Source organism: Streptomyces sp. NPDC059477, from assembly GCF_042749375.1.
GTDB lineage: Bacteria > Actinomycetota > Actinomycetes > Streptomycetales > Streptomycetaceae > Streptomyces.
Genome location: NZ_JBHYUG010000001.1, coordinates 1 through 17,201, shown reverse-complemented (window position 1 = coordinate 17,201; position 17,201 = coordinate 1). Strand labels below are relative to the sequence as shown.

At 71.7% G+C, this 17,201-nt stretch carries 14 protein-coding genes; 6 read left to right on the top strand and 8 right to left on the bottom strand.

The window, feature by feature from the left end:
• Positions 1 to 196 precede the first annotated feature (196 nt).
• Together argS and ACFXAZ_RS00065 are read left to right on the top strand one after the other, a co-directional pair.
• The gene (gene argS / locus ACFXAZ_RS00070) at positions 197 to 1,990 is read left to right on the top strand and encodes an arginine--tRNA ligase (protein ID WP_384582544.1); all 1,794 of its coding nucleotides are present in this window, start codon (positions 197 to 199) and stop codon (positions 1,988 to 1,990) included.
• 176 nt (positions 1,991 to 2,166) lie between these two features.
• Positions 2,167 to 2,784 (top strand): NADPH-dependent F420 reductase, encoded by a 618-nt coding sequence (locus tag ACFXAZ_RS00065; protein WP_384582541.1) that lies wholly within the window; start codon positions 2,167 to 2,169, stop codon positions 2,782 to 2,784.
• Positions 2,785 to 2,836: 52 nt separating this feature from the next.
• Here ACFXAZ_RS00065 and ACFXAZ_RS00060 read toward each other — a convergent pair whose 3' ends face one another.
• Positions 2,837 to 4,075: a PLP-dependent aminotransferase family protein gene (locus ACFXAZ_RS00060; protein WP_384582538.1), complete on the bottom strand. Its 1,239-nt coding sequence runs from the start codon at positions 4,073 to 4,075 to the stop codon at positions 2,837 to 2,839.
• Positions 4,076 to 4,213: 138 nt separating this feature from the next.
• Positions 4,214 to 5,449: a helix-turn-helix domain-containing protein gene (locus tag ACFXAZ_RS00055; protein WP_384582535.1), complete on the bottom strand. Its 1,236-nt coding sequence runs from the start codon at positions 5,447 to 5,449 to the stop codon at positions 4,214 to 4,216.
• 222 nt (positions 5,450 to 5,671) lie between these two features.
• Here ACFXAZ_RS00055 and ACFXAZ_RS00050 point away from each other — a divergent pair, with 222 nt between their 5' ends.
• Positions 5,672 to 6,373: a DUF4232 domain-containing protein gene (locus ACFXAZ_RS00050; protein WP_384582532.1), complete on the top strand. Its 702-nt coding sequence runs from the start codon at positions 5,672 to 5,674 to the stop codon at positions 6,371 to 6,373.
• A 27-nt stretch (positions 6,374 to 6,400) separates the two neighbouring features.
• Here the strand turns inward: ACFXAZ_RS00050 and hemB are convergent, their stop codons facing one another.
• From hemB to ACFXAZ_RS00020, 6 genes are all read right to left on the bottom strand, one after another.
• Positions 6,401 to 7,393: a porphobilinogen synthase gene (hemB, locus tag ACFXAZ_RS00045; RefSeq protein ID WP_384582529.1), complete on the bottom strand. Its 993-nt coding sequence runs from the start codon at positions 7,391 to 7,393 to the stop codon at positions 6,401 to 6,403.
• Positions 7,394 to 7,568: 175 nt separating this feature from the next.
• Complete coding sequence (locus tag ACFXAZ_RS00040; RefSeq protein WP_384582526.1) at positions 7,569 to 9,275, bottom strand: uroporphyrinogen-III synthase; 1,707 nt, start codon at positions 9,273 to 9,275, stop codon at positions 7,569 to 7,571.
• The gene (gene hemC, locus ACFXAZ_RS00035) at positions 9,272 to 10,246 is read right to left on the bottom strand and encodes a hydroxymethylbilane synthase (RefSeq protein ID WP_384582523.1); all 975 of its coding nucleotides are present in this window, start codon (positions 10,244 to 10,246) and stop codon (positions 9,272 to 9,274) included. The genes ACFXAZ_RS00040 and hemC overlap by 4 nt, the downstream gene beginning before the upstream one ends.
• Positions 10,243 to 11,940 carry a glutamyl-tRNA reductase gene (locus ACFXAZ_RS00030; RefSeq protein ID WP_384582520.1) on the bottom strand — a complete coding sequence of 566 codons (1,698 nt, stop codon included), beginning with the start codon at positions 11,938 to 11,940 and terminating at the stop codon, positions 10,243 to 10,245. The genes hemC and ACFXAZ_RS00030 overlap by 4 nt, the downstream gene beginning before the upstream one ends.
• The gene (locus ACFXAZ_RS00025; RefSeq protein ID WP_384582517.1) at positions 11,937 to 12,704 is read right to left on the bottom strand and encodes a redox-sensing transcriptional repressor Rex; all 768 of its coding nucleotides are present in this window, start codon (positions 12,702 to 12,704) and stop codon (positions 11,937 to 11,939) included. The genes ACFXAZ_RS00030 and ACFXAZ_RS00025 overlap by 4 nt, the downstream gene beginning before the upstream one ends.
• A 316-nt stretch (positions 12,705 to 13,020) precedes the next feature.
• Complete coding sequence (locus tag ACFXAZ_RS00020) at positions 13,021 to 13,314, bottom strand: glutaredoxin family protein (RefSeq protein WP_384582514.1); 294 nt, start codon at positions 13,312 to 13,314, stop codon at positions 13,021 to 13,023.
• A gap of 130 nt (positions 13,315 to 13,444) precedes the next feature.
• Between ACFXAZ_RS00020 and ACFXAZ_RS00015 the strand changes: the two genes are divergently transcribed.
• From ACFXAZ_RS00015 to ACFXAZ_RS00005, 3 genes are all read left to right on the top strand, one after another.
• The gene (locus ACFXAZ_RS00015) at positions 13,445 to 14,371 is read left to right on the top strand and encodes an HAD family hydrolase (protein ID WP_384582511.1); all 927 of its coding nucleotides are present in this window, start codon (positions 13,445 to 13,447) and stop codon (positions 14,369 to 14,371) included.
• Positions 14,372 to 14,824: 453 nt separating this feature from the next.
• On the top strand, positions 14,825 to 15,610 hold the full coding sequence (locus ACFXAZ_RS00010) for an ECF subfamily RNA polymerase sigma factor, BldN family (protein WP_382680185.1): 786 nt from the start codon (positions 14,825 to 14,827) through the stop codon (positions 15,608 to 15,610).
• 246 nt (positions 15,611 to 15,856) lie between these two features.
• Positions 15,857 to 17,116, top strand: coding sequence for a DUF5667 domain-containing protein (locus ACFXAZ_RS00005; protein WP_384582507.1), 1,260 nt, complete (start codon positions 15,857 to 15,859; stop codon positions 17,114 to 17,116).
• Positions 17,117 to 17,201 lie beyond the last annotated feature (85 nt).

Here is a 17,201-nt window from a genome sequence, read left to right as displayed (position 1 = left end):
GTGGCGCGCCCCCCCCACACTCCACGCGGGGGGGGGGGGGGGGGGGGGGGGCGCCCCCCCCCCCCCCCACCCCCCCAGGGGCGCGGGGAACTGCGCGACCAGCCCCCACCGGCCCGCAGCCAAAAAACCGCTACACCCCCCATGAAATACTGACCGTGTCTAAGCAACCCCATCGAGGAGAAACGGCACCCCCTCCATGCCCTCGGTCACCTCCCTCAGCGACAACGTCACCGCACAACTCACCGACGCGATCACCACCGCCCTCCCGGCCCCCGTCGGAGACCCTTCGCTGCGCCGAAGCGACCGAGCCGACTTCCAGGCCAACGGCATCCTCGCCCTGGCCAAGAAGCAGAAGCAGAACCCCCGCGAGCTGGCGGCCCAGGTCGTCGCCCACCTCACCACCGGCGATGTGATCAAGGACATCGAGGTCTCCGGCCCCGGCTTCCTGAACATCACGATCGCCGACCAGGCGATCACCCGTACCCTCGCGGAGCGCTACGCGGACGACACGGGCCGTCTCGGCGTCCCCACCGACCCGCACCCGGGCACGACCGTCATCGACTACGCCCAGCCCAACGTGGCGAAGGAGATGCACGTCGGGCACCTCCGCTCCGCGGTGATCGGCGACGCGGTGGTCCAGCTCCTGGAGTTCACCGGCGAGCAGGTGATCCGCCGCCACCACATCGGCGACTGGGGCACCCAGTTCGGCATGCTGATCCAGTACCTGGACGAGCACCCGCACGAACTGGACCACAAGTCCACCGGCGCAGCCGGAACCACCGGGGACACCGAGGTCAGCGGCGAGCAGGCGATGTCCAACCTGGACCGCCTCTACAAGACCGCCCGCAGGCTGTTCGACTCCGACGAGGAGTTCAAGACCAGGGCCCGGCGCCGGGTGGTGGACCTCCAGGCGGGCGACGAGCGCACGCTCGCGACCTGGCAGAAGTTCGTGGACGAGTCGAAGATCTACTTCTTCTCCGTCTTCGAGAAGCTGGACATGGAGGTCCGGGACCCGGACATCGTCGGCGAGTCCGGGTACAACGACATGCTCGCCGAGACCTGCCGCCTGCTGGAGGAGTCGGGCGTCGCGGTCCGCAGCGAGGGCGCGCTGTGCGTGTTCTTCGACGACATCTTGGGCCAGGACGGCAACCCGGTCCCCCTGATCGTCCAGAAGTCGGACGGCGGCTACGGCTACGCGGCCACCGACCTCTCCGCGATCCGCGACCGTGTCTTCCACCTCAAGGCGAACACGCTCCTCTACGTCGTCGACGCCCGCCAGTCCCTGCACTTCCGGATGGTCTTCGAGACCGCCCGCCGGGCCGGCTGGCTGAACGACGACGTCAAGGCGCACCAGCTGGCGTTCGGCACGGTCCTCGGCAAGGACGGCAAGCCGTTCAAGACCCGTGAGGGCGAGACGGTCAAGCTGGAGGACCTGCTGGACGAGGCGGTGGACCGGGCGACGGCCGTGGTCCGGGAGAAGGCCGAGAAGGTGGGCCTGTCGGAGCCGGAGATCGAGGAGAACGGCCGGTGGGTCGGCGTCGGCGCGGTGAAGTACGCCGACCTGTCCACGTCCGCCGTACGGGACTACAAGTTCGACCTGGACCAGATGGTCTCGCTCAACGGCGACACCTCGGTGTACCTCCAGTACGCGTACGCGCGGATCCGGTCCATCCTCCGCAAGGCCGGCGAGGCCCGCCCCGCCGCCCACCCGGAGCTGCCGCTGGCCCCGGCGGAGCGCGCGCTGGGCCTGCACCTGGACCAGTTCGGGGAGACGGTCCTGGAGTCGGCGCGGACGTACGAGCCGCACAAGCTGGCCGCGTATCTGTACCAGCTGGCGTCGCATCTGACGTCGTTCTACGACCAGTGCCCGGTCCTGAAGGCGGACACCCCGGAGCAGACGGAGAACCGGCTGTTCCTGGTCGATCTCACCGCCCGCACCCTGCACCGGGGCATGGCCCTGCTGGGCATCCGCACCCCCGACCGGCTCTGACCCCCGGGCGCCCGCCCGGACCGTAGGACAGACCACAAGCCCCGGACCACAAGCCCCGGACCGGAAACCGAGTCCGAAGACCGAGGCCGGGGGACCGGGGACGTAGGTCCCGCCCGGTCCCCCGATGGTCCCCCCGGCCGATACCGGCCGGGGTGGGCCGCGCCTAGCGTCCCGGTATGCGTATTGGAATCCTCGGCACCGGCAATGTGGCCCGTGCACTCGCTCCCCGTCTGATCACCGCCGGGCACGACGTCCGGCTCGGCTCACGCGACCCCGGGGCCCGCAGCGGCCTGGCTCTGCCCACAACGACCGTCCAGGACGCCGCCGCCCACGGTGAGGTCCTGGTGAACGCCACTCCCGGCACCGAGTCGATCGCGCTGCTCGCCGGGCTCGGCGAGGACTCACTCAGCGGCAAGGTGCTGATCGACATCGCGGTCGGCTTCACCCCCGAGGGGGTGCTCTCGCACCTCGGTGAATCGCTCGGCGAGGAGATCCAGCGGACGTTCCCGAAGGTCCGGGTGGTGAAGACGTTCACCACGGTGGACGCGGCCGTCATGGTGGACCCGGATCTGCTGTCCGGCCCCAGCACCCAGTTCCTGTCGGGGGACGACCCCGACGCCAAACAGATCGCCTCGGCGCTGCTCGCCGACCTCGGCTGGCCCGAGGAGTCCCAGCTGGACCTCGGCGGCATCTCGGCCGCCGCCGGCCAGGAGCACTACGCGTACCTCTTCCTGGGGATCGCGGGGGCCCTCGGCACCCACCGGTTCAGCGTCAGGGTCGTACCGGTGAAGTGAGGCGGGAGCCACGAGAAGAGGCTGCGGCGGATCACCGGAGAGCCTGGCCGGCTCAGTGGCCGAGCCCGGCCCGCAACCGCCGCAGCCCCTCCCCGATCTCCTCCGGCGTCTGCGTCACGAAGCACAGCCGCAGGGTCGCGCGGTCGGGGACCCCGGTGTAGAAGGGGGCACCCGGCACATAGGCCACGTCGTGCGCCACCACGCGCCGCAGCAGTTCCGTCGTGTCGTACGACTGCGGCAGCCGCGCCCAGAGGAACATGCCGCCCTCGGGCCTGCTCCACACCGAGCCCTCGGGGAGCGCGTCCGGCAGCCCGGCCAGCATGGCGTCCCGCCGCTCGCGGTAGACGGCGGCGACCTTGCCCACGTGCGCGTCGAGATCGCGGTCGGCGAGATAGCGGGCGGCGGCGAGCTGGTTGACGGTCGGGGTGTGCAGGTCGGCCGCCTGTTTGGCGACCGCGCAGGCGCGCAGCAGGGCGGCGGGCCCGCGCAGCCAGCCGAGCCGCAGCCCCGGCGCCATGACCTTGGAGAAGGAGCCGAGCAGCGCGACCCGGTCGGCACCTCCCTCACGGGAGGCGATCCACGGCACCCGCTCACCCTCGAAGCGCAGTTCGCCGTACGGGTCGTCCTCGACGATCCACAGCCCGCGCCGGGCGGCGACGGCCGCGACGGCGGCCCGGCGGTCGGCGGGCAGGGTACGGCCGGTGGGGTTCTGGAAGGTGGGCACGGTGTAGAGCAGCTTGGGCCGCTCCCGCACCACCAGTTCCTCCAGCGCCACCGGGTCGACGCCGTGCTCGTCCCCGGGCACCGTGACGACCCGCGCCCCGGCGAACCCGAACGCCTGGAGGGCGGCCAGATAACAGGGCTCCTCCACCAGCACGGCGTCCCCGGGTTCGAGGAGGGCGGTGGCGAGCAGGGACAGCGCCTGCTGCGATCCGGTGGTGACGAGCAGGTCGTCGGCGCCGGTGGTGAGGCCGCGCGCGGTGATCCGGGCGGCCAGCGCGGCCCGTAGCACGGGCTCGCCCTCGGTGGTGGCGTACTGGAGGGCACGCCCCGGCATCTCGTCGAGCACCGCGCGGAACGCGTCCGCGATCCCTGCCACGTCGAACAGCGCGGGCGCGGGCAGCCCACCCGCGAAGTTGATCACCTCGGGCCGCGCGGTCACGGCGAGGATGTCCCGCACCGGGGACCCCCCGATCGCCCGCGTCCGGGCGGCGAGCGGGGGCGTGGGGGCGGCAGGGGCCGGGGGGAGGGGAGCGGGGGCGGGAACGCGGACAGGCTCGGCGACGGTCATGAGGCGGCGGCTCCTTCGACGGCGGGGTGCGGCGAGTGCGGGCAGCCTAGGAAGATGCCTGCACCCTGCACAGACATTTCCGCCATCCGGACACCGGACCGACGCACCCGGCCCCGCCCCACCTGACCTGCCCTGCCCTCAGGGCCCCTCGCCGTCCCCCTCACTCCCGTCCACCGCGTCGACCCATTCCTCGCCGCCGAGCGGAAACTGGTACCCCGGCCGTCCGTTGCCGCCACTCGTGCGGAACGGCCGCCCGTCGTCGTCCACGAGCAGCGTGCCCGTGCGGTCCCCGCTGGACCAGCTCAGCTCCAGATACCAGGACACGTCGTACGCCGAGGCGTCCGCGGTGATCTCGAAGACCTCCGGGTCGGACTCGCTGACCTTGAGCGGAAAGTCCCGCTGCCCGGCCGCGGCCACCACCTGCGGACGCGCCCCGTCGAGGGCGACGCTGAAGGGCCGCACCGGTACGTTCCCGCCGCACCCGACGCCCATCACGTAGTCGTTCCAGGCGAGCGGTGTGTCCCGGCCGACCACCCGGACCTGGAGCCCGTCGATCACCACCGTGTCCGCGCCGGTGCCCTGCACGGTCAGCCGCACCAACTGCTCCCCGGCCGACACCGCCTGGTACGCCCCCACCCAGGCGGGCGCGTCCTGCTCGACGGGCGGCGGCCCGACGTCCGCGGGCTCCCGGTCGATCAGATAGTGCTGGGAGCAGGGGTTTTCCCAGGTGTAGGGTCGGACGTTCACGGTGAGCGGCGGCCCGGCATCGGCCACCGCGCCGCCCCCATCGGCGGTCGCCGTCGGGGAGGGCGACGCCGGGGAGAGCGACGCCGGGGGCGCGTCACTCGCGACGGACGGCGCACTCGGGGAGACGGACGCGGAGGGCGAGGGGCTGGCGGACACGCCGGTGGAGGCACGGCCCGAAACCCCGGCGGCCCCGACCGGCACCCCGGGCGGCTCCCCCGCCTGTCCTTCCCCTCCCGAGGGCAGCCCCACGGCCAGCGCGACGGCCCCGAGCAGAACGGCCACGGCCACCCCGGCGAGCACGACGGTACGCCGCCGAAGCCGCGGGGCCCGCCCGCCGGAGCCGACTTGGACGGGAGGTCCCCCCTTCTTCCCACTCCCCCGCATCACATCGGCCAGCACCCACCGCCGATGCAGCTCGACGAGTTCCTCCGGCGTGGCCTTGCAGAGCCGGGCGAGACGCTCGACGGGCGCGTAGTCGACGGGGACGGCATCGCCGTTGCAGTACCGGTGCAGCGTCGACGTACTCATGTGGAGCCGCTTGCCGAGCACCCCGTAACTCAGCCCCGAGCGCTCCTTCAACTCCCGCAGAAGTGCCGCGAACCCGCCCGCCGCGCTGCCTTCCGACACCCGTTCCTCCATCCCCCTCGTCCCCTTTCCCCGTTCCAGGGGGACGACGTTCCCCCAGCTCAGACGGTTGCGGCCGTTCCAGCGTCCCTGATCACCCGCTGACGGTGGCGCCCGGGACAGGACAGCCCACAAGCTCCGGTCATCCAAGCACGCCGCTCCCGGTCACCCGACCGGGCGGCCACGCCTCGGCAACATCCGCACAGCACAGATACGGGGACCACCATGCGTACGTTCCGCCACGCCCGTCTGCTCGCCGCCACCGGCGCCGCGCTCACCGCCCTCGCCCTGACGGCATGCGAGAACGGCACCGGCACCCGCGACGAGGGCGCGTCGACGACGGTCGAGGACCAGAACACACCGGAGCCGTCGACCACGAAGGAGAACACCGGATCCGAGGCAGCCGGAGCCACGGGAACCGCCACCCCCGCCACCGTCCCCGCCACCCCGGACGACGCTTCGGACAACACCCCGGACGACACCCCGGACGACACCCCGGCGGAGCTGACCATCTGCAACGGCTCGAACACCACCACAACCGTCCAGCAGGTCCCCCGCCCCCTCAACCACGCCCTGCTGACCGTCACCAACACCGGTTCCCGGACCTGCGCGCTGATGTACGCCCCGGTGCTCCGCTTCGACGAGATGCAGTGGGTGCCGCAGACCATGGAGGACAGCCGGCCGCAGTCGGTGCCGATGCTGGAGCCGGGCGGTTCCGGGTACGCGGGCGTCCGGCTGAGCGCGGGCGACGGCAGCGGGACCGGCGGCGACACCGGCAGGAAGCTGACGATCGCCTTCCAGGGCAGGACCCCGAACAGCGACGGCGGCCCGTCGGCGACTCCGGCGCTGCCGGCCGGGGGCGTGTACTACGACAGCGCCCTGTCGGTCACGTACTGGCAGGCGGACGTGGAGGCGGCCCTGTACTGACCCGCCCCTCGCCCGCCGGCGGGCCGGTCAGCGCAGCTTGCGGGCCACTTCGGTGGCCCAGTAGGTGAGGATGTTCCGCGCGCCGGCCCGCTTGATGCCGATGAGCGTCTCGATGATCGCCCGGTCCCGGTCGATCCAGCCCTTCTCGGCGGCGGCCTCGATCATCGAGTACTCGCCGGAGATCTGATAGGCGGCGACCGGCACATCGACGGCGTCCGCGACCCGCGCGAGGACGTCGAGATAGGGCCCGGCGGGCTTGACCATCACCATGTCGGCGCCCTCCGCCAGATCGAGGGCCAACTCCCGCAGGGACTCCCGCACATTGGCGGGGTCCTGCTGGTACGTCTTGCGGTCGCCGGTGAGCGAGGAGGCGACGGCCTCGCGGAACGGCCCGTAGAAGGCGGAGGAGTACTTGGCGGTGTAGGCGAGGATCGCCACGTCCTCGCGCCCGATCTGGTCCAGGGCGTCACGGATGACCCCGACCTGGCCGTCCATCATCCCGCTGGGCCCCACGACATGGGCACCGGCGTCGGCCTGGACCTGGGCCATCTCGGCGTACCGCTCCAGGGTGGCGTCGTTGTCGACCCGGCCCTGCGCGTCGAGAACCCCGCAGTGCCCGTGATCGGTCGTCTCGTCGAGACAGAGATCGGACATGACGAGCAGTTCGTCCCCGACCTCGGCCCGTACGTCCCGCAGCGCGACCTGGAGAATCCCGTCGGGATCGGTACCGGGCGTCCCGAGGGCGTCCTTCTTGCCCTCCTCCGGAACCCCGAAGAGCATGATCCCGGACACCCCGGCCTCGACGGCCTCGACGGCGGCCTTCTTGAGACTGTCCCGCGTGTGCTGCACCACCCCGGGCATCGCCGCGATCGGCACCGGCTCACTCACCCCCTCCCGCACGAACGCGGGCAGAATGAAGTCCGCCGGATCCAACCGAGTCTCGGCCACCATCCGCCGCATCACAGCAGACCCCCGCAACCGCCGAGGCCGCCCCCCAGGAAACACACCGTAAGTCGACATAACCCCACGCTACTCCCGCAGCCGAGGGCAGTCGCCCTCCCCTCCTTGGCTGCGGGCAGTCGGGAGGCACCCCGCAAGCGCGGGCGAGCGAAACCCCCCGCCCCGCACAGCAGCACCGGCCACCTGCCAACGCCCCCGCGCAAAGCAACCCGCCCCACGCCCTACGTCGTAGACCTCACGTCGTAGACCGACGCCTCCGCGCCCCCGGCCTCCGCTCACTGGGCCGAGTAACCGCCTCCCCCGCCTCAACAGCCGCAGCCCGCCGCCGCGTCCCAAACTCGGCCAACGCCTCCGCGAGCCTGTGCACAGACGGCTCAGGAGCCATCACATCCACCCGGAGCCCATGCTCCTCGGCCGTCTTGGCGGTAGCCGGCCCGATACACGCGATCACCGTCACGTTGTGCGGCTTCCCGGCGATCCCCACCAGATTCCGCACCGTGGAGGACGAGGTGAACAGCACCGCGTCGAACCCACCCCCCTTGATCGCCTCCCGCGTCTCGGCCGGCGGCGGCGACGCCCGCACGGTCCGGTACGCGGTGACGTCATCCACCTCCCACCCCAGCTCGATCAACCCGGCGACCAGCGTCTCCGTGGCGATATCGGCCCGCGGCAGAAACACCCGGTCGATCGGATCGAACACGGGATCGTACGGCGGCCAGTCATCCAGCAACCCCGCAGCCGACTGCTCCCCACTGGGCACCAGATCAGGCTTCACACCGAAGGCGATCAGCGCCTTCGCCGTCTGCTCCCCCACCGCCGCGACCTTGATCCCGGCGAAGGCACGGGCATCGAGCCCGTACTCCTCGAACTTCTCCCGCACCGCCTTGACCGCGTTGACGGACGTGAAGGCGATCCACTCGTACCGCCCGGTCACCAGCCCCTTCACGGCCCGCTCCATCTGCTGGGGCGTGCGCGGCGGCTCGACGGCGATGGTCGGCACCTCGTGCGGTACGGCGCCGTACGACCGCAGTTGGTCGGAGAGCGACGCGGCCTGTTCCTTGGTCCGCGGCACCAGCACCCGCCACCCGAACAGCGCCTTGGACTCGAACCACGACAGCTGTTCACGCTGGGCGGCGGCACTGCGCTCCCCGACCACGGCTATCACCGGCCGCCCGCCCTCGGGCGAGGGCAGCACCTTGGCCTGCTTCAGCGTCTGCGCGATCGTGCCGAGCGTCGCGGTCCAGGTGCGCTGACGGGTCGTGGTCCCGCCGACGGTGACGGTGATCGGGGTGTCCGGCTTGCGGCCGGCCGACACCAGCTCACCGGCCGCCGCGGCGACCGAGTCCAGCGAGGTGGACACGACGACCGTCCCGTCCGACGCGCCGACCTCGGTCCAGCACCGGTCGGAGGCGGTACGGGCGTCCACGAACCGGACGTCCGCCCCCTCCGCGTCCCGCAGCGGGACCCCGGCGTAGGCGGGCACCCCGACGGCGGCGGCGATCCCGGGCACCACCTCGAAGGGCACCCCGGCGGCGACGCAGGCGAGCATCTCGGCGGCGGCGTACGTGTCGAGCCCGGGGTCCCCGGACACCGCACGCACCACCCGCCTGCCGCCCCGCGCTGCCTGCATGACAAGATGTGCGGCATCCCGCTCAGCGGGGCCCCGGGCGGTAGTTGACGCACCGTCAACCACCGTGAGCTGAGGCGCGCCCGTGCCCGGATCGGAGCCCCCGGAGGGATCCGTGTCCGTGTTCACGACGGCGACGCCCGGTCTCGCGTGGACGCGCACGACGTCGAGCACCTCATGCTCGGCGACCAGCACATCCGCGTGGCCCAGCGCCTCCACGGCGCGCAAGGTAAGCAGTCCCGGATCTCCGGGTCCGGCACCCAGGAAGGTGACGTGCCCGTGTTCCGGACCGGCGGGAAGGGTGGTGGGGCTCACTGTGCTCGCTCCCCCATCAGACCGGCCGCGCCCTGGGCGAGCATCTCGGCGGCGAGTTCGCGGCCGAGAGCCACTGCGCCCTCGTACGTCTCGGGCACGGGACCGGTGGTGGACAGCTGCACCATCCGGGTGCCGTCGGTCGTGCCGACGACGCCCCGCAGGCGCATTTCCTTGACAATCTGCCCGCCGCCCAGAAGGTCGGCCAGCGCGCCCACGGGGGCGGAGCAGCCGGCCTCCAGGGCGGCGAGCAGGGACCGTTCGGCGGTCACGGCGGCCCGCGTGAACGGGTCGTCGAGCTCACCGAGCGCGGCGATCAGCTCCGCGTTGTCCGCGGTGCATTCGATCGCCAGTGCCCCCTGGCCGGGGGCGGGCAAAATCGTGTCGACCGACAGGAAGTCGGTCACCTCGTCGCCCCGGCCCATCCGGTTGAGCCCGGCGGCGGCGAGGACGACGGCGTCGAGTTCCCCATCCTGCACGTATCGGATGCGGGTGTCGACGTTTCCGCGTATCGGCACCATCTCGATGTCCAGCCCATGGCCGCGCGCGTACGCGTTCAGCTGCGCCATGCGGCGCGACGAGCCGGTCCCGATCCGGGCGACCCCCGTGGGGGAGGCGGCGGGCAGGTCGGTGAATTTCAGGGCATCCCGGGCGACGATGACATCGCGCGGGTCCTCACGCGGCGGTACGGCGGCCAGCGCCAGCCCGGCCGGCTGCGCGGTCGGCAGGTCCTTGAGCGAATGAACGGCGAAATCGACCTCGCCGCGCACCAGCGCGTCGCGCAGCGCGGTGACGAACACCCCGGTGCCGCCGATCTGCGCGAGCTGCTCCCGGGAGGTGTCGCCGTACGTGGTGATCGCGACGAGTTCCACCGGCCGTCCGGTCACCCGGCGCACGGCGTCGGCCACCAGTCCCGACTGGGCCATGGCGAGCTTGCTGCGCCGCGTCCCCAGTCTCAGTGCCTTGTCACTCATACCCGTCGGTCCTCGGCTTCCGTGCTGTTCTCGGCCCGGGAGACGGCGGCGACCGTCTCGGGGTCGAGGTCGAACAGGGTGCGCAGCGCGTCCGCGTACCCGGCGCCGCCGGGTTCGGCCGCGAGCTGCTTGACCCGTACGGTCGGCGCGTGCAGCAGCTTGTCGACGACGCGCCGCACGGTCTGGGTGATCTCGGCGCGGTGCCGGTCGTCGAGCGCGGGCAGCCGGCCTTCCAGCCGGGCGATCTCCTGCGTGACGACATCGGCGGCCATGCTCCGCAGGGCCACCACGGTCGGGGTGATGTGGGCGGCCCGCTGGGCGGCGCCGAACGCGGCGACCTCGGCGGTGACGATGGCCCGCACCAGGTCGACATCGGCGGCCATCGGCGCGTCGGCGGAGGCCCCGGCGAGCGACTCGATGTCGACCAGCCGCACCCCGGCGAGCCGGTGCACGGCGGCGTCGATGTCCCGCGGCATGGCGAGGTCGAGCAGGAACAGCACCGGCTCGGGGCGCGGCGCCTCGGCGACCGGCTCCGGCTTGCGGTGCTCGGGGACCCGCCCGGCGGTGGCGGCGGTCGCGGCCAGCGCGGTGATCAGCTGGGCGTCGGCCCCGCGCCGCCCGGCCTCGCGCCGCTCGACGGCGGCCCCGCCCGCGGCCCAGTTGGCGTGCTGCTCCAGCGTCGCCGCGTCCATCCCGGCGACGGCGGCCTCACCCATGACGGAGAACCCGGGCTGCACGGCGGCCAGATCCAGCGGACACCCGTCCTCGGTCCCCACAGAGGTGGCCGGCAACCCCGCGGTCGCGACCGTACGGGGCTCCGCGCCGGGGTCGATCTCCACGGCGGGCTCACCCGTACGGCCCTGCACGGCGTCGGCGATCAGGTCGGCGGTGAGCACGAGCCCGGTCGCGCCGGTACAGGAGACGGCGATGTCGGCACGTGTCAGCTCGTCCGGCACCGCGTCCATCGGTACCGCGCGGGCCGCCACGTCCGTGTCGTCGCTCCGGTGCAGTATCTCGGCCAGCCGCTCGGCGCGCTCGGCGGTGCGGTTGGCGATCACGACCTCGGTGACACCGGCCCGCGCGAGGGTGGCCGCGGCCAGCGAGGACATCGAGCCCGCGCCGATCACCAGGGCCCTTTTGCCGCGCGCCCAGCCGTCGGTGTCCGCGCCCGCCGCGAGCTGCTGGAGCCCGAAGCTGACCAGGGACTGCCCGGCCCGGTCGATGCCGGTCTCGGAGTGGGCGCGCTTGCCGACCCGCAGGGACTGCTGGAACAGGTCGTTCAGCAGCCGCCCGGCGGTGTGCAGCTCCTGGGCGGTCGCCAGCGCGTCCTTGATCTGGCCGAGGATCTGCCCCTCGCCTATCACCATGGAGTCGAGGCCGCAGGCCACCGAGAACAGATGGTGGACGGCCCGGTCCTCGTAGTGCACATAGAGATAGGGAGTGAGTTCCTCCAGGCCGACCCCGCTGTGCTGGGCGAGCAGCGTGGACAGCTCGGCGACGCCCGCGTGGAACTTGTCGACGTCCGCGTACAGCTCGATGCGGTTGCAGGTGGCCAGCACCGCGGCCTCGGTGGCCGGCTCGGCGGCGACCGTGTCCTGCGCCAGCTTGATCCGGGCGTCCACGCCCAGCGCGGCCCGCTCCAGGACGCTGACCGGGGCGCTGCGGTGGCTCAGCCCGACGACGAGCAGACTCATGCCGGCATCACGGCGGGTACGTCCCCGTCGGGCCCCTGGTCGGCGGACTCCTTCGCCCCGGCAGCGGCGGGTACGGCGGCGGCCTCGGCGGCGGCGTGCTCCTCACCGGCCTTGCGCTGCTCGTGGAAGGCGAGGATCTGCAACTCGATGGAGAGGTCGACCTTGCGCACGTCCACGCCGTCCGGCACGTTCAGCACGGTCGGCGCGAAGTTCAGGATGGAGGTGACCCCGGCGGCCACCAGCCGCTCGCAGACCTGCTGGGCGGCGCCCGCGGGGGTCGCGATCACACCGATCGACACGCCGTTGTCCTGGATGATCTGCTCCAGGTCGTCCGCGTGCCGCACCGGGATCCCGGCGACGGTCCGGCCGGTGAGCGCGGGGTCGGCGTCGATCAGCGAGGCCACCCGGAAGCCGCGCGAGGCGAACCCCCCGTAGTTGGCGAGCGCGGCGCCGAGATTACCGATACCGACGATCACAACCGGCCAGTCCTGGGTCAGCCCCAGCTCACGGGAGATCTGGTAGACGAGATACTCGACGTCGTAGCCCACACCACGCGTCCCGTAGGAACCCAGATACGAGAAGTCCTTGCGCAGCTTCGCGGAGTTGACCCCCGCCGCAGCCGCGAGTTCCTCGGATGAGACGGTGGGCACCGAACGCTCGGAGAGCGCGGTGAGGGCGCGGAGGTACAGCGGAAGCCGGGCGACGGTGGCCTCGGGAATCCCTCGGCTACGGGTCGCCGGTCGGTGAGTTCGGCCAGTTGCCACGGTGCTCCTGCGGGTAGAGCGGGGCTGCGGGCGGGCGTGTGTCTCCGGTGTCCTCGGACCGCCCCGTCGACAGCAGGCTATGTCTTTGTGAACGCGTGCACAAAGATGGTGTCCGATTTGCCCGGCGAACGTGACCGGGGTCACGCACTCCCGGCGACTACCCAGGGAACCGGCGCACAAGAACCACCGACCCATGACTCTGGGGGGCAAATCGCACACTCTCCTCTACGATCAACGCCCCCGAGACCGATTCACCATCGATCCTAAGCGATTTTCAGACTACTCAGACCGGCCCGGACTGGCCGGATCGGTCGGATCAGCCGGATAGGCCGGACCCGCCGGTCAGTGCTTTCCGCAGCCGATCCGCGTCCACCCGCCAGAACGTGTGCTGCGCTCCGTCGACGAGCACGACCGGAATCTGCTCCCAGTACTGGTCGTACAGGGCCTGGTCACCCGTGATGTCCCGCTCCTCCCACACCACTCCCACCTCCCCGCAGACCTTCTCGACCACCGCCCGGGCGTCGTCGCACAGATGGCATCCGGGCTTGCCGACGAGGGTGACGAGGCGCGCGTGCGGGGCGGGATCCTTCCGCCGAAAGAGGGGACTCATGACGCCATTGTCCCGCCGCCCCCGCGCGAGCGCGGCCCGCCGCCCCCTTTACGTCACAGATGCGGAGAGTTCACACCCCGCAAACCTCCCGACTCCGGAACCACCGAACAGAATGGCTATGCTCACGGACATGGCCGCTCTCCGATGGCTCACCCCCCGTAGGCGCCCCGCCACGGCGCGGAGCGTGTTGGCAGGCGAGGCTTCGGCCGAGGCCGCGCGCAAGAGCACCGAGCCCGAGGTCCCCGACGAGGAGCAGGCGCCGGAGTCGGAGTTCCCGGTACCCGGCGACACGAAAGCCGCCGCCTTCTTCGACCTGGACAACACCGTCATGCAGGGCGCCGCGCTGTTCCACTACGGGCGCGGCCTGTACAAGCGGAAGTTCTTCGAGACCGGCGACCTGCTGAAGTTCGCCTGGCAGCAGACGTGGTTCCGGCTGGCCGGTTTCGAGGACCCGGAGCACATGCAGGACGTCCGCGAGTCCGCCCTGTCCATCGTCAAGGGCCACCGGGTCGCCGAGCTGATGTCGATCGGCGAGGAGATCTACGACGAGTACATGGCCGAGCGCATCTGGCCCGGCACCCGCGCCCTGGCCCAGGCCCACCTGGACGCCGGCCAGCGCGTCTGGCTGGTCACCGCGGCCCCCGTGGAGATCGCCACGGTCATCGCCCGCCGCCTGGGCCTGACGGGCGCCCTGGGCACGGTCGCCGAGTCCGTCGACGGCGTCTACACCGGCAAACTGGTGGGCGAACCCCTGCACGGCCCGGCGAAGGCGGAGGCGGTACGCGCCCTGGCGGCGGCCCAGCACCTGGACCTGACCCGCTGCGCGGCCTACAGCGACTCCCACAACGACATCCCCATGCTGTCCCTGGTCGGCCACCCCTACGCCATCAACCCCGACAGCAAGCTCCGCAAACACGCCCGCACCCTCGACTGGCGCCTCCGCGACTACCGCACCGGCCGCAAGGCAGCGAAGGTCGGCATCCCGGCGGCGGCGGGAGTGGGCGCGGTGGCAGGCGGCACCGCGGCAGCGATCGCCCTCCACAGAAAACGCCGCTGAAGGATCCCCCGCCCGCCGTCGTGGCTGCGGGCAGTCGTGCCTCCCCCAAGCGCGGGTGCCCCCCGACCCGCACCACATGACCGCTCACCGCACAATCACCGACACACCCGACCATCCCCCCTCACTCCAATGCCCCCCATATCCAAAACCGGCCAATCATCGCACCGTGCCCGCAAAACCCCCTGACCACCCGTGTTGTCCGCACACCGCCACAACACGCCCCACTTCCACCCCCAACCCAACCCAATTCGATCAACAATCGCTCAACATCAGGCACTTGATCGACCGTCAACCGGTTACAGAAGCGACGTAATCGATGATTTGAGCAACTGGGTGTAGCAGCACCTGCACGAAGCGTTATTCTCCTCAGACGCAAACCGGTACCCCTCCGTCGCTACGACGGGTGAACGGTCCCGCACTGCACGTGATGGAAGCTCTGCCTCTGGGAGTCCCGTGTACCCACACGTCGGGGTTGACGCCTCGGGCCTGGCTACGCTGCGCGCAACGGTCCAAGAACTGCTGCGCGACCTCGTCCCCACCGCGTACGCCATCCCCGCGCTCGCCTCCGCCACCGCGCCCGTAGGCCCGTGCTACGCACTGGCCGAGGGCACCGCCGCGGTCGGCAGACGGTCCCGCACGACCGGCGCCGCCCCCGCGACCGCCACCGCCCGCCGTCCCGCGGCCGACAGCGACAGCGCCCGAATGATGGATCTCGTGGAGCGCGCCCAGGCCGGCGAGGCCGAAGCCTTCGGCCGCCTCTACGACCAGTACAGCGACACGGTCTACCGCTACATCTACTACCGCGTCGGCGGAAAGGCGACCGCGGAAGACCTCACGAGCGAGACCTTTCTGCGTGCCCTGCGCCGCATCGGCACGTTCACCTGGCAGGGCCGCGACTTCGGCGCCTGGCTCGTCACCATCGCCCGCAACCTGGTCGCCGACCACTTCAAATCCAGCCGCTTCCGCCTGGAGGTCACCACCGGCGAGATGCTCGACGCCAACGAGGTCGAGCGCTCCCCGGAGGACTCCGTCCTGGAGTCCCTCTCCAACGCCGCCCTGCTCGAAGCCGTCCGCCGGCTCAATCCCCAGCAGCAGGAATGCGTGACCCTGCGCTTCCTCCAGGGCCTGTCCGTCGCCGAGACCGCCCGCGTCATGGGCAAGAACGAGGGCGCCATCAAGACCCTCCAGTACCGAGCCGTCCGCACCCTCGCGCGATTGCTCCCCGACGACGCCCGCTGACCCCCCACGCCGTTCAAACACGTTCAGCAACTATCAACTCACGGTCAGTGAAAGTCCGTTGACTCCCCGATCCGATCATCCTCAGTCCGTAACCCAAGTGCCGCGCCGCTCGTTGTGCGGGATGCAGGCTCCCTGTGGTCACGCCTCGGCCAACGCCGATCACTCGATCGTGTGCACATGGTCAGGGCGTGCAACCCTCAGGATCCCCTGGGGAGTCGACCGTCATGACGAGAGGAGGTGCCGCCAGTGATCGCGAACGTATCGGCGCACCGGCGGGCGAACGCCTTCGCCCAGGCCCTGGAGGAGCAGACCGGCCAGGGCACGGCGGCCGAGCCGTCCGAGGGATCTCCACCGGCCGCGGCAGCCGCCGAACAGACCGAGCAGGGCCGATTGTTGGCCCTCGCGTCGAGTCTCGGCGAACTGCCGCGACCGGAGATGGACCCCGAGGTCAAGGTCGTTCAGCGGGCGCAACTGGTGGCCGCGATGGAGGCGATGCTCCAGGAGGGCACCGCCGGAGGGGTGGCAAGGGACCCTTCGGTACCCGAGCAGAGGTCCCGCAGAAGCAAGGGTGCTCACCGAGCGACCTCGCTGGGGAAATTCCGTCCGCGCAGCCGCCTCGCCAAGGGCCTCACGGCCGGCGGCCTGAGCGTCAGCGTGGCGGCGGGCGCCTTCGGCGGCGTCGCCGCGGCCAGCACCGACGCCCTCCCCGGTGATTCGCTCTACGGCCTCAAGCGCGGCATAGAGGACTTCAAACGCGGCCTCGCCGACGGCGACGACGAGCGCGGCAAGGCCTACCTCGACCAGGCGTCCACCCGGCTGAGCGAGGCCCGCCGGCTGATGGAGCGGGGCCGCAGTGGCCCCCTCGATCACGAATCCCTGGGCGAGATCCGCCGCGCCCTGTCCGGCATGACCCACGACGCCACCGAGGGCCAACGTCTGCTCACCGCGGTCTACGAGCGCGACCCCGACTCGCTCGGCCCCATCCAGGCGCTCTCCTCCTTCTCGCAGTCCCACCGCGAGGCCTGGGGCGCCCTGCGCGACAAGCTCCCGGTCCAGCTCGGCGACGTCAGCGAGCAGGTGACCTCGGTCTTCGACGCCATAGACCAAGAGGTCGCCCCGCTCCAGTCCCTGCTCCCGCAACCCCCGGCGCAGACCGGCGGAGGCACGGACGGCAGCAACCGCGAGAGCGCCCCCGGCACCGGCGGGTCCACCGGCTCCACCGACCCCGGCAAGGCGTCCTCCTCCACCCCCAGCACCGACCAGAGCACGACGGACGGCGGCCAGTCCCGTACGGGCACCCCCAGCCGCCCCGCCGACTCCGGCGACACCGAGGACGACGGCCTGCTCGGCGGCGGCACCGGCGGCCTGCTGGACCCGCCGAAGAACACCGGCGGCGCCAGCCCGACCCAGACCAAACCCCCGACCACCGAACCCGACGTCACCCTTCCACCGCTCCTCCCGGGCCTCCTGCCCGGCCTGGGCATCGACAGCGAGGACGCCGAGTAGCCCACGGCAGCACCACACCTAGTACGACGATGGGGGCACCCTTCCTGACGAAGGGCGCCCCCATCGTCGTAAGTCCGTACCCGAA

Excerpts from the sequence above, each read along its gene's own strand:
- ACFXAZ_RS00030 (WP_384582520.1), bottom strand. The coding sequence starts at position 11,940 with ATGAGTCTGCTCGTCGTCGGGCTGAGCCACCGCAGCGCCCCGGTCAGC.
- ACFXAZ_RS00060 (WP_384582538.1), bottom strand. The coding sequence starts at position 4,075 with ATGACCGTCGCCGAGCCTGTCCGCGTTCCCGCCCCCGCTCCCCTCCCC.
- ACFXAZ_RS00015 (WP_384582511.1), top strand. The coding sequence starts at position 13,445 with ATGGCCGCTCTCCGATGGCTCACCCCCCGTAGGCGCCCCGCCACGGCG.
- ACFXAZ_RS00065 (WP_384582541.1), top strand. The coding sequence starts at position 2,167 with ATGCGTATTGGAATCCTCGGCACCGGCAATGTGGCCCGTGCACTCGCT.
- ACFXAZ_RS00020 (WP_384582514.1), bottom strand. The coding sequence starts at position 13,314 with ATGAGTCCCCTCTTTCGGCGGAAGGATCCCGCCCCGCACGCGCGCCTC.
- hemC (WP_384582523.1), bottom strand. The coding sequence starts at position 10,246 with ATGAGTGACAAGGCACTGAGACTGGGGACGCGGCGCAGCAAGCTCGCC.
- ACFXAZ_RS00050 (WP_384582532.1), top strand. The coding sequence starts at position 5,672 with ATGCGTACGTTCCGCCACGCCCGTCTGCTCGCCGCCACCGGCGCCGCG.
- hemB (WP_384582529.1), bottom strand. The coding sequence starts at position 7,393 with ATGTCGACTTACGGTGTGTTTCCTGGGGGGCGGCCTCGGCGGTTGCGG.
- argS (WP_384582544.1), top strand. The coding sequence starts at position 197 with ATGCCCTCGGTCACCTCCCTCAGCGACAACGTCACCGCACAACTCACC.